Origin of the sequence: Pseudomonas sp. DE0010, assembly GCF_007680745.1 — a bacterium.
GTDB classification, from domain to species: domain Bacteria; phylum Pseudomonadota; class Gammaproteobacteria; order Pseudomonadales; family Pseudomonadaceae; genus Aquipseudomonas; species Aquipseudomonas parafulva_B.
In genome coordinates, this window is sequence record NZ_VEJQ01000010.1 from 25506 (window position 1) to 37974 (window position 12469).

At 64.5% G+C, this 12469-nt stretch carries 5 protein-coding genes (1 of these 5 running past the window's edge); 2 read left to right on the forward strand and 3 right to left on the reverse strand.

The window, feature by feature from the left end; translation table 11 throughout:
• Positions 1-5769 carry the 3' end of a non-ribosomal peptide synthase/polyketide synthase gene (locus tag FS767_RS09765; protein WP_144965047.1) on the forward strand. 11919 nt of this gene lie to the left of the window's left edge, so only the last 5769 of its 17688 coding nucleotides appear in the window; its start codon lies beyond the left edge, outside the window; it ends in the stop codon at positions 5767-5769.
• Positions 5770-5805: 36 nt separating this feature from the next.
• Positions 5806-6768, forward strand: coding sequence for an alpha/beta hydrolase (locus tag FS767_RS09770; RefSeq protein WP_144965049.1), 963 nt, complete (start codon positions 5806-5808; stop codon positions 6766-6768).
• Between the two features lie 556 nt (positions 6769-7324).
• On the opposite strand, the gene FS767_RS09775 is transcribed toward FS767_RS09770, so the two are convergent.
• From FS767_RS09775 to FS767_RS09785, 3 genes are all read right to left on the reverse strand, one after another.
• The gene (locus FS767_RS09775; RefSeq protein ID WP_256674251.1) at positions 7325-9775 is read right to left on the reverse strand and encodes a TonB-dependent receptor; all 2451 of its coding nucleotides are present in this window, start codon (positions 9773-9775) and stop codon (positions 7325-7327) included.
• A 110-nt stretch (positions 9776-9885) separates the two neighbouring features.
• Complete coding sequence (locus FS767_RS09780) at positions 9886-11535, reverse strand: cyclic peptide export ABC transporter (protein ID WP_144965051.1); 1650 nt, start codon at positions 11533-11535, stop codon at positions 9886-9888.
• 27 nt (positions 11536-11562) lie between these two features.
• A complete protein-coding gene (locus FS767_RS09785; protein WP_144965053.1) occupies positions 11563-12465 on the reverse strand; it encodes a formylglycine-generating enzyme family protein in 903 nt (300 codons plus the stop codon).
• Positions 12466-12469: the final 4 nt, after the last annotated feature.

Below are 12469 nucleotides of genomic sequence, written 5' to 3' on the forward strand. Positions count from 1 at the left end.
CAGCCTGGCCCCAATGGGCCGCAACTGGTGGGCTACGTGGTCACGCAGGTGGCTGCGGTCACGCTGCGCGATGCCCTGAAAGCGAGCCTGCCGGACTACATGGTGCCGGCGCACCTGGTGGTGCTCGACAGCCTGCCATTGAGCCCAAGCGGCAAGATCGACCGCAAGGCGCTGCCGCTACCCGAGGCCGCTAGCAGCCATGCCTTCGCCGCCCCGCAGACAGCGCTCGAACAGCAGTTGGCCGCAGTCTGGCAAGACGTGCTGAAGCTTGAGCGGGTCGGGGTGGACGATAACTTCTTCGAGCTGGGCGGTGACTCGATCATCTCCATCCAGGTGGTCAGCCGAGCGCGGCAACTGGGGCTGCACCTGACCCCGAAAGCGTTGTTCCAGCACCAGACCCTCCGGGCCTTGGCCCAGGTCGTTGGCACGGCAGACGCAGCCTTGCAGATCGACCAGGGTGCGGTCACCGGCAGCACGCCGTTGCTCCCTGTGCAGCACAGCTTCTTCAGTGAGGCCATTGCCCAGCGTCACCACTGGAACCAGTCGGTGTTGCTGGTGCCGAGCGCGCCGCTTCAAGGGGCTGCGCTGGAGCAGGCGTTGCAGGCGTTGGTGCAGCACCACGATGCCCTGCGCCTGCGCTTCAGTGAAGGCGAGCAGGGTTGGCAGGCCTGCCACGGCGACAGTGCCCAGGCGCTGCTGTGGCAACGCGAGGTGACCGATGCCCAGGCGCTCACCGCCCTGTGCGACGATGCCCAGCGTAGCCTGGACCTGGCCCAGGGCCCGCTGCTGCGCGCGGTGTTGGCCACCCTGGCCGATGGCAGTCAGCGCTTGCTGCTGGCGATCCATCACCTGGTGGTCGATGGCGTGTCGTGGCGCATTCTGTTCGAGGACCTGCAACAGGCTTACCAGCAGTGCCTGACCGGGCAGCCGCTCAGCCTGCCGGCCAAGACCAGCGCCTACAAGGCCTGGGCCGAACGCCTGCAAGCCCACGCCCGAAGCGAAACCCTATGCCAGCAACTGGCCTACTGGCAGGCTCAACTGCAGGGCTTTGCCCAGACGTTGCCTGGCGAAGATGCCCAAGGCAGCCAGCAGGTGGGCGACGCCCACACCGTGCAGGTTGAACTGGATCCAGCGCTGACCCGACAACTGCTTCAGCAGGCCCCGGCCGCTTACCGCACCCAAGTCAATGACCTGCTGTTGACCGCCCTGGCGCGGGTGATCTGCCAATGGACGGGCGAGCAGGCGGCATTGATCGAGTTGGAAGGCCACGGCCGCGAGATGCTGTTCGATGACGTCGACCTCACTCGTACCGTGGGCTGGTTCACCAGTCTGTTCCCAGTGAAATTGCCGGTGGCGGGGCCAGTGGGGGACACCATCAAGCAGGTCAAGGAGCACCTGCGTGCCATCCCGGACAAGGGCCTTGGCTTTGGAGTGCTGCGTTATCTGGGCGATGCGGCCACCCGCCAGGCATTGGCCACCCTGGCGCAGCCACGCATCACCTTCAACTACCTGGGCCAGTTCGACGGCAGCGCCGCACGTGAGGACGACGCGCTGTTCGCCCCGGCTGCGCAGAGCGGTGGGCGCCAGGTCAGTGATCAGGCGCCGCTGGGCAATGCCTTGACCATCAACGGGCAAGTGTTCGAGGGCGCCCTGAAGCTGGACTTCACCTTCAGCCGCCAGCGGTTCGCCGCGGGCACCATCGAGGAACTGGCCCATGCCTATGTGGGCGAGCTACGTGCGGTCGTTGAACACTGCCTGGCCTTGGAACACCCCTGCCTGACCCCGTCCGACTTCCCGCTCGCAGGGCTTAACCAGACGCAGCTGGACCGCTTGCCGGTGCCGGCCGGGGCTGTCGAAGACCTGTACCCGTTGTCGCCGATGCAGCAGGGCATCCTGTTCCATACCCTCGAAGCCGCCCAACAGGGGCTGTACGTCAGCCAAACCAGTGTGCAGGTACAAGGGCTGGACAACGCGCGCTTCATTGCGGCCTGGCAGCACATGGTCGATCGCCATGAAATCCTGCGCACTGGGTTCTGGACCGAAAGCCACCTCAGCGAGCCGTTGCAATGGGTGGCCAAGCGCGCCGAACTGCGTGTGCGCGAGCTCGATTGGCGGGATCGCCCGGTCAGCGTCGCCGACCTGCAACGCCTGGCCGAGCAGGACTACGCCCGCGGCTTCGACCTGCTGCACCCGCCCTTGATGGGCCTGACCCTGGTGCGCCTGGACGAGCAGCGCCAGCAACTGATCTGGAGCAGCCACCACATCCTCATGGACGGCTGGAGCCACTCACGCCTGCTGGGCGAGGTGTTCGCCGTGTACGGTGTGCAAGCACTGCCCGGCAAGCGCGGCAGCTACCGCGACTACATTGGCTGGCTGGCCGCCCAGCCCCAGGCGCAGATGGAGCTCTTCTGGAAAGACAAGCTGGCCGGGCTGGAAGGGCCCACCCTGCTGGCCACCGGGTTGCATCCAGCGCCCGTCGCCGAGGCCGACGGCTACGACGCCCTGTACCTGAACTGGGACGCCGCGCAAACCCGGCAACTGCGTGACCAGGCCCAGCGCCTGCGGGTCACGCCCAACACGCTGATCCAGGCGGCGTGGTTGCTGCTGCTGCAACGCTACACCGGGCAATCGCGCGTGTGCTTCGGCGCAACCGTTGCCGGTCGTCCGGCAAACCTGCCGGGTGCTGGAGACATGCTGGGCCTGTTCATCAACACGCTGCCGATCATCCAGGCACCTGCGCCCGAACAGCCGGTGGGCCAGTGGTTGCAGGCCCTGCAGGACTACAACGTGCAGGTGCGTGACTACGAGCACGTCTCTCTGGCCGATGTGCAGCGTTGGTCCGGGCAAAGCGGGCAGGCGCTGTTCGACAGCATCGTGGTGTTCGAGAACTATCCCCTGGACGAGCGCCTGCAAGACGCCGGTGAAGACGGCTTGCACTTCGGCGCCAGCGAAGGTCGCGACGTGACCAACTATGCCATGGACCTTGCCGTGCACCTGGATGACACCTTGAGCATCGAGTTCCTTTACTGGCGCAGCCGCTTCAGCCCCGCCGCCTGCCAGGGCATCCGGCGCAGCTTCGGGCGCTTGCTTCAAGCGCTGCTGGACGACCCACTGGCCGCCATCGGCAGCCTGCCCATGCTCGATGCCGACGCTGAACGCCAGCAAGCCCAGGCCAACCGGCTGGTCGCCAACCCGACCCGCACGCCGCTGCTGCAGCGCATTGCCGGGCATGTGCAGGCCCGTGGTCAGCAGGTGGCGGTCAGCTGCGCCGGGCGGTCCCTGACGTATGCCGAACTTGAGGCGCGCGCCAACCGCCTGGCCGTGGCCCTGATCGAGGCCGGTGCTGCCCCGGAGGTGCGTGTCGGGGTGGCGCTGGAGCGCTCGGTGGACATGATCGTGGCCTTCTATGCGGTGCTCAAGACCGGCGCTGCCTATGTGCCTGTCGATATCGACTACCCACGCGAGCGGGTGCAGTGGATCATCGAGGACTCGGCCATGCGACTGCTCATCAGCCAGGCTAGCGTCAGTGAACGTTTGCCAAGCGCCGAAGGGGTCGACACCCTGCTGCTCGAATCGCTTGCGCCGGTGCAGGCGCAGGTCGCCTTGCCGGCGGTCGCGATCGACGAGGACAACCTGGCGTACCTGATCTACACCTCCGGCTCGCTTGGCAAGCCCAAAGGCGTTGCGGTTGCCCGCGGGCCGCTGGCCATGCACTGCCAGGCCATCATCGAGCGCTATGGGATGAGTGAGGCGACCCGCGAATTGCTGTTCATGTCGTTCGCCTTCGATGGCGCCCAGGAGCGCTGGCTGTCCACCCTGGCGGCCGGTGGTCAGCTGGTGGTGCGCGACAACCGTCTGTGGACGCCCGAGGAAACCTGGCAGGTGCTGCATGAGCAGGCCATCACCATCGCCTGTTTCCCGCCTGCGTACCTGCAACAGTTGGCCGAATACGGCCAGGCCTTCGACAACCCGCCACCGGTGCAGATCTACTGCTTTGGCGGCGACGCCGTGGCCGATGCCAATTTCGAGTTGGTCAAGCGCACCCTGCGCCCAAGGCTGCTGACCAATGGCTACGGCCCTACCGAAACCGTGGTCACGCCGTTGCTGTGGGTGGTCGATACCGACCGGCGCTGCGAGGCGGCCTATGCGCCGATTGGCACACGGGTGGGCGAGCGTACCCTGCACATTCTCGATGCCGGCCTGAACCCATTGCCCGATGGCGTACCGGGTGAGTTGTACATTGGCGGGGAGGGGCTTGCGCGGGGCTACCATGCGCGGCCAGGCCTGACCGCCGAGCGTTTCGTCGCCGACCCCAGTGGCCGTGGCGCGCGCCTGTACCGCACCGGCGACCTGGTGCGCCGCCGCGCAGACGGGGTGATCGACTTCCTTGGCCGGCTGGATCATCAGGTGAAGATCCGGGGCTTTCGCATCGAGCTGGGCGAAATCGAGGCCCGTTTGCGCAGCCAACCCCAGGTGCGCGATGCGGTCGTCGTGGCCCGTGACACCGAAGGCGGCAAGCAACTGATCGGCTACGTGGCCACCAGCAGCCCGGCGCTGCAAGGCGAGGCGCTGCGCATGGCGTTGCAACAGGGCTTGCCCGACTACATGGTGCCCAGCCAGATCCTGGTGCTGGAACACCTGCCGCTGAGCCCCAACGGCAAGGTCGACCGCAAGGCGCTGCCAGACCCGTCCTTCAAGGGCCGCGAGTACGTGGCACCGCGCAACGCCCTCGAAGCGGGCCTTGTCGCGATCTGGCAAGAGGTGCTGGAGCTGGAGCAGGTCGGGGTGACGGACAACTTCTTCGAGCTGGGCGGCGATTCCTTGCGCACCCTGAAGGTGTTGTCCAAGGTGCGCAATCAACCGGCGCTGGGCGTTGAGCTGAAGCTGCGTGACATGATGAGCAAACCCACCATCGCCGAGTTGTCCGGTTATGTGGATGACGCCGTGGCAGTGCCATCACCGCTGCTGCCGCTCAACGGCCCGGTCGCGCATTGCGAGCCCCTGTTCTGCCTGCACGCAGGGTTCGGCACCGTGTTCGACTACGAGCCCTTGGCGCGGCGACTGGACGGAGTGCGCCAGGTCATCGGCGTGCAGTGCCGCATGCTGCTGGACAAGCACTGGCAGGACAGCTCGCTGGAAGCCATGGCCCAGGACTACGCAGGGTTCATCCGCGAACAGCAACCACAAGGGCCGTACCACTTGCTGGGCTGGTCGCTGGGCGGGCCGCTGGCGCTGCTGGTCGCCCGTGTGCTGGAAGGGCAGGGCCACTGCGTGCACTTCGTTGGGCTGGTGGACAGCTTCGTGCCCGGTGACCACGGCCCGGAGGACGACCTGACCGAAGAGCTGCGCAACTTCCTGTCGATCATCCTGGACCAGCCGCCCGAAAGCCTGCCGACGTTCGACCTGACTCTCGACGGCTCCCACCAGGCCCTAGAAGCCCTGGTAGCGCAGGTGCAGGCCCACGTGCAGGGCCACGGTGATTCACCGCGCTTCGCTGCCGAGGAACTGGTGCATGCCTTTACGGTGGCGCTGCGCCTCAAGGCACTGTCGCGACGCCTGGCGCCGCTGCCCGCCATCGAGTGCCCGGCCAGCTTCTGGTGGGCACAGGAGGGGTACGGCGCACCGGCCCACGCCTATCAACGGCGGTTCAGCCATGACGAGGCAACGCTCATCCAGGCGTCGCACTTCGACATCCTCAAGCAGCCCCAGGTGTTGCGCGAGGTGTGCCAGTGCCTGGATGCGACCACCGAAACCCAAGGGCGCGCATGACGCGCCCTGTCACTGACTTTCAAGTAAGGATTGAACATGGCATTGCACCCTGACCTGGCCGCGTTTCTGGAACTGGTCGAATTCGGCAGGCTGACCGGCAAGAGCCAGCCCATGCACGCGATGGAGGTGGCCCAGGCCCGCGCCGAATTCGCCGCCAGCTCGCAAGTGCTCGACCCCAGCCCGCCCGGTGACCTGAGTGTCAGCGAACTGAGCATCCCCACCCGCGACGGCGCCCAGCTGCCTGCACGGCTCTACCGCAACGGGCAGCCGGCAGCTGCACCGCAACCGGTGATCCTCTACCTGCACGGCGGCGGCTATGTGGTCGGCAGCCTCGATTCACACGATTCGGTGTGCCGGCGCCTGGCGAGCATGGGCGACTTCGCAGTGCTCGCCCCGGATTACCGACTGGCGCCGGAGCACCGTTTCCCCGTTCCAGTGAACGATGCGCTCGATGCCGCCAACTGGCTGGCCGAGCATGCCCTTGCGCTTGGGCTGGACAACCGCCGGGTGGTGTTTGCCGGCGACAGCGTCGGCGCAAGCCTTGCGACCGTCCTGGCCATCACCGCGGTCAAGGCCCCTGAAACGTTGGCGATCAAGCCGCTGGCGCAGCTGCTGTTCTACCCGGTCACCGACTTGTCGTGCCTGCGCGAATCCCACCGCCAGCATGCCGAAGGCTATTTGCTGGAGACCAAGACGCTGGAGTGGTTCTACCAGCACTACGCACCGCTGCCCGAACAACGCCTGGACTGGCGCGCTTCACCGCTGCTGGCCCAAGTGGAAACGCCTCTGGCGCCGGCTTATCTGTGGGTGGCGGAATATGACCCGTTGCATGACGAAGGCCTGGCCTATCGCGACCGGTTGCAGGCGAGCGGGACGCCGGTGACGTTTGTACGGGCACAGGGGCTTAGCCATGACTTTTTGCGGATGTCGGGGTTGGTGGGGCAGGTGGGGGGGATTTATCGGGATGTGGGGGGGTGGCTGAACGCGGTTGGGGGGTGAGGTGAGCGTTGTGTTTTTTCGTCGATTTGGCCATCAACAGCAGATTGATCTGCCGTTACCACAGCGCTGGTACCTGACGATTTCTCAGCTGACTTTGCATTTGGATGACGTACACGTTTCGGGCTGCGCAGCTCTTGTGCAACAGCGGCGGGCAGGCGATGAGCGTAATAACCCTGGCGTGCCGTTACCAGAAGAGAGCGTACACACATCCAGCCCTATCTATTGCGACCAACTTGGATAGTAGGTGTGTGCTTTATCTGATCGTTTAATAGGCTCTGTGAGAAAAGCCTTGATACTCGGTAATGCTGCGTTGAAAACAGCCTGGATCGCCAGTCCGGTCGGAATGCTCATTTACAGCTCGTAAAGTCGAGCGAGACGACCGTTCCTCGGGTGTTTTCGCCTTGCCTGACCTTCGTCTCAAGACTTTTCACACGGAGCCTAGGTAGGCGTTGCGGATGGCTACAGGATGGGTAGCGTTCGAGCGCGGCCGCCTTGCAGCACATTGCAGGCAAGCCGGCTCAGTTGCCGAGCCGGCTTGACGTTACGGGCAGGGGGTTTAGAAGCTATACCGGGTCGTGAACATCACGTTGCGCGGCTCACCGTAATAACCGGTGGAGAACGTGGGGTCCAATGCGCTGAAGTACTTTTTGTCGAACACATTGTTCACGTTGACGGTAGCGCTCAGCTCCTTGGTGATGTCGTAGCGCGCCATCAGGTCGAACACGGCGTACTGCTGCTGGGTCGCCTTGCCCTGGCTGGTGGTCAGGCTCAAGCCGCTCTGCCAGTTCATGCCGCCACCCACGGTCAGCTGGTTGAGCTCGCCGGGCAGGCGGTAGGTGGTCCAGAGCTTGACCAGGTTGGCCGGCGCCTCGGTCATGATGCGCTCGCGGTCCGAGTCCTTGGTCAGGCTGTGGCTGTAGCTGGCGCTGACGTTCCAGTCGGGCATGACTTCGCCGTAGATTTCCATGTCGATGCCGCGGGTCTTGGCGCCGGACACCGCGCGGTACGCCGACTCACGAACGGTACCTTCGACAGTCTCGCCGGTGGCCACGCCCAGGTTGTCCTGCTTGATTTCATAGAGGGCGACGGCGGTGTTGACCCGCCCTTCCAGAAACTCACTCTTCAGGCCAATCTCGTAGTTGTCACCTTCGCGCGATTCCAGGGTCTTGCCTGCTTGATCGCGGATCGACTGCGGCTTGTAGATCTTGGTGTAGCTTGCGTAAAGCGAGTGGATGTCGGTGAGGTCGTACACCACCCCTGCATAGGGGGTGACGAAACCGCTTTCGCGGGTCGAGGCGCGGCTGTTCAGGCCCGGGTAGGACGGGTTGGCCACGGTTTTTTTCTTGTAGCTGTAGTCGCCCACCCGTGCGCCCAGGATCAGCGACAGGTCATCGGTGGGTTTGAAGCGCGCCACCATGTACGCGGCGTTCTGGCGCACGGTGGTGTCGTCGTTCATCAGCTTGCCCACTGAAAGGGGGCGCTCGGTGTCGTTGTCCCAGGTGTAGATATTGGCCGGGCGGCCTTCCAGGTCGTCGTCTGCCGGGTCGCTGTAGTCGTGAAATTCCGAACCGCTCAGGCCGATCACCAGCTCATGCTCGCGGCCCAATAGCTGGAAGGGGCCCTGGACCAGGGCGTCGATACCCAGTTGGCGCTGCGAGCCTGAGCCGTCGCCGCCGTACAGGTAGGCACCTTCGCCGGTTTGCTTATCGGGGAAGTCGCCACTGAGCGAGGCCAGGGAATAGTCACGCGAGCTGTACATGTTGTTGACCGCCACCTTGAGCTTCCAGTCGTTGACCAAGCTTTGCTCAAGGTTGGCGAAGGTGGTGAGCGTGTTCTGCTTGCGGTAGCTCCAGCGCGAACCTGCGTTGATCGAACGGGAGAAGTCGGTCTGCTCGCCATTGCTGTAGAACAGCGGGAAGCTGGCGAATGATACGCCACGCGGGTTGTTCTTCTGGTAGTCCACGCCCACGCTCAACAGGGTGCTGTCGGTGAGGTCGGCTTCGAGGATGCCGTAGTAGGTCTGTTTTTCCTGCTGGTAGTGGTCGATGTAGCTGTTGCCTTGCTTGTACGCCACGACCGTGCGACCGCGCAGGCGGGCATCGTCGGTCAGGGGGCCAGACACGTCCACCTCGGTGCGGTAAGTGTCCCAGGAACCAGCCCCGGCGGTGATCGAGCCCTGGAAGGTGGAGGTCGGGCGCTTGCGGACCAGGTTGATGCTGCCTGATGGGTCACCGGCACCTGTCATCAGGCCAGTGGCGCCGCGCACGATTTCGACGCGGTCGTAGATCGAAGTGTCGATCAGGCTCTGCGGGCTGGCACTGGTCTGCACGATCAGGGTGGTGGGGATGCCATCGAACTGGTAACTGTCGAGCGAATAGCCGCGCGAATAGATGTTCACCCGTTCACTGTCGATGTTCTGCACCGACAGGCCCGGCGCCTGCTTGAGCACGTCGCTCAGGGTAGTCAGCTGTTGGTCCTGCAGGCGTTGACGGGTCATCACGCTGACCGACTGAGGCGTTTCGCGCAGGGACATGGGCAGCTTGGTGGACGCACTGCTGCTGTTGACGGTGTACGAGCGGCTGGCTTCGCTTGAACCGTCCAGGGTGCTTTGCACGGTGGTGGCGTCCAGCTGCAACGAGCTGGTGTCGTTGCCACGACGGTGAATGGTCACACTGTTGCCCTGGATGTCGTACGCAAGCCCCGTGCCTGCCAGCAAGGTGGCCAGGGCCTGCTGCGCGGTGAGGTGGCCTTTGACGGCTCGACCTTTGAGCCCTTGCACATCATCCGGGCTGAACAACACCTGCTGGTCGGCCTGCCGGCCGAACGCCTGCAGCGAAGCAGAGAGCGGCATGGCGGCAATGTCCACATCCACTTCCTGGGCCATCACCTGGGCCGACAACGGCAGGCACAGCGCCATGCTCAGGCTTGAGCCGAGCAGCGTCGTCTGGAAGACACGGTGAAGCCTGAAGGCCTGGGTGAGCGGGTTGAGCGTGCTAAGGGCTGGCATTACATCCTCTCTGATGGAGTTTGAAATGATAATGATTTGTATTAGTTGCTCAGTGAGACGCATCAGCGTAGGAAAACCGGAAAGAAAAGTTTCAGTCCGGTTACAACGGATCAGGCGGGGTGGAGTGCTGGCGCGATCTTGCCGCGGTGCAGGCGCACCAAGTGGTCGGCGATATCGAAGTAGCGATCGTCGTGGGAGATCACGATGATGGTCTTGCCCAGCCGCTTCAGGTCTGGCAGCAGCTCGGTGTAGAAGATCCGCCGGAACGTCGGGTCCTGGTCGGCGGCCCATTCATCGAACACCAGGACGGGCCGCTCCTCCAGCCAGGCGCTGACCAGCGCCAGGCGCTTGCGTTGGCCGGTAGACAGGTCGGTGGTGCTGAACACCCCGTCGCGGATGCTCACCTTATGGTCGATCTCCAAGCGCCTGAGATAACGCCCTGCGTCATCGGGCAGCGGTTGGTCGCCCTGGATCACGTCGTCGAACAGGTAGTAGTCGGCGAAGATGGTGGTGAACAGCTGGCGATAGTCATCGCGGGTCTGGGCCGTCACGGGCTGGCCGTTGAGCACGATGCTTCCGGCCTGCGGGGCGTACAGGCCCAGCAGCAGCTTGATCAGGGTGGTCTTGCCGCAGCCGTTTTCACCGACGATGAACACGATGTCGCCTTGCTCGACCTGCAAATTCACCGGCCCGAATTGGAAGGGCTCGGCGCCCTCCACGGCAGGGAAGGTGTAGCGAACGTCCCTGAGTTCGAGCGAGTTCATGGCCAGGGCTGGCTTGCGTGCGTCGTCCAGCAGCAGGTGTGGTTCGGGCGAGGAGAACTGCGTGGACAGCGCAGCAATGCGGCGAAAGGCGATCTGGGCCTTGCCGATGATCGGCAGGGTGCTGATCAGGTGCTCCAGCGGGCCCTTCATGTACAGCAGCACCAGCACGAAACCGCTGGTAACGCTCTTGTCCGCCGAGGGCCAGTACGATTGCAGGGCCAGCGCCACCGCAATGACCACGAAGAACAACATCGAGCCCAGGGTCTTGGCGATCACGAAGGTGTTGATCGAGCGGACCTGGGTGGCGCAAATCCGGTTGGCCGTATCGCGGATGCCGTGGCTGAACATCCGTTGACGGCGTGGACGATGAATACGCAATTCCTTGGCGCCTTCGGCGATGGCGCTGTAGTGCTTCTGCAAGTCGTCCTCGGCTTCACGGGCGGCTTCAAAGCCACGCATGCCCCTGGCTTGTGCGATGAACTGCAACACGGTGCCCACGCCGATGGCCACCAGGATCACCAGGAACATCTGCCACGACAGGTGTGCCAGGTAGCCCAGGCACCCCAGCGTCACGGTGAGCGAGATGGCCAGCGGGGCGAAGACGTAGGCGAAGTCGCTGATGGTGTCCACATCATGGGTCAGTACCGGGATCAGCCGGTGGCTGCGGTAACGCTCGATCTGGTCGATGGGTGCGGCCAGCACCTTTTCACCCAGCTGACGACGCAAGGTCGCGATGACGTGCTGGCCTACGTAGTTGGTGCCCATGTCGGACAGAATCGAGCTGAGCAGCGCCAGCAGGCACAGGCCGGCGAAGCCCAGCACCACGCCCTGGGTCAGGCCGGCGTCGCTGTGCAAACTGCTGTTGATGGTGGCCAGCAGAGCGGTGACGCTCAGGCCACCGATCATGCCCAGGACGATGCAAGCCGTGACCAGGGGCCAGAACGGCTTGAGCAGGGCGAACAGTTCCCTGACGGCGCCACGAGGTGGATGGGTCATGTGTTTCTCCTCAATCGCGTGGGGCTGTCAGAGGTCGCGGACGACTCGGAAACCAAGGAAGTCGCCGCGCACCTCGGGGGAGCGGTTGTTGCGGTTGCCCGAGCGCGAGAACACCGGGGCCTCGCCCCAGTCGTTGCCGCGCATGACGCGTTTCTCGCAGTTGCCGGTCTTCCAGGCGCTGCCATCGGCAGGCGCACCCTCGTAGTCAGGGTTCAGGCAATCGGCCGTCCACTCGTAGACGTTGCCATGCATGTCGTACACGCCAAAGGCGTTGGCCGGGTAGCTGCCCACGGGCGCGGTGTAGGAGTAGCCATCGGCGGGGCCGTAGGTGTTGGCGTGCTGGCTGATGCTGTAGGCCTTCTCGTCGTTGTTGTCGAAGGGGAACGGGAAGGGGCCGGTGGAGCCGGCCCGGGCGGCGTATTCGCGCTGCGCCTCGCTGATCAGACGGTAGGTGTGCCCGGTCTTTTTCGTCAGCCATTGGGCGTACGCATCGGCGTCGAACCAGCTGATGCACACCGCCGGCTGGCGAGGGCCCTGCTTGTAGGTGGGTTTGCTGGCCTTGCAGAAGCGGCCAGGACGGGTGTCGCCATCGGCGATTTTGACCCCGGTTTCCCGGATGTACGCATCCAGCTCGCCGGCGGTGACCGGGAAGCGGCCCACCGCGAACGGCTTGGCGAAGGTCACGGTGTGCTGCGGGCCTTCGTCGTATTCGCGGCCCACTTCATCCTCCGGGGTACCCATCAGGTAGCTGCCGGCGGGCAGTACCACCATTTCCGGGCAATGTGGGCAGTCCTTGAAAACGCTACCGGGTTTGCTCGCTTCGCCTGCGTGGACAACGGGGCAGGCCAGCAGGCCGAGCACTACGGCAGCGCCTAGCTTGTACAGGCTGCTGGACAATGGTTTGGGTGAAGCGCAAGGCAGGTTGGGCATGGTG

What these genes read in the sequence shown, in the direction of transcription:
- FS767_RS09770 (WP_144965049.1), top strand. Translation starts at nt 5,806, where the DNA reads ATGGCATTGCACCCTGACCTGGCCGCGTTTCTGGAACTGGTCGAATTC.
- FS767_RS09775 (WP_256674251.1), bottom strand. Translation starts at nt 9,775, where the DNA reads ATGCCAGCCCTTAGCACGCTCAACCCGCTCACCCAGGCCTTCAGGCTT.
- FS767_RS09780 (WP_144965051.1), bottom strand. Translation starts at nt 11,535, where the DNA reads ATGACCCATCCACCTCGTGGCGCCGTCAGGGAACTGTTCGCCCTGCTC.
- FS767_RS09785 (WP_144965053.1), bottom strand. Translation starts at nt 12,465, where the DNA reads ATGCCCAACCTGCCTTGCGCTTCACCCAAACCATTGTCCAGCAGCCTG.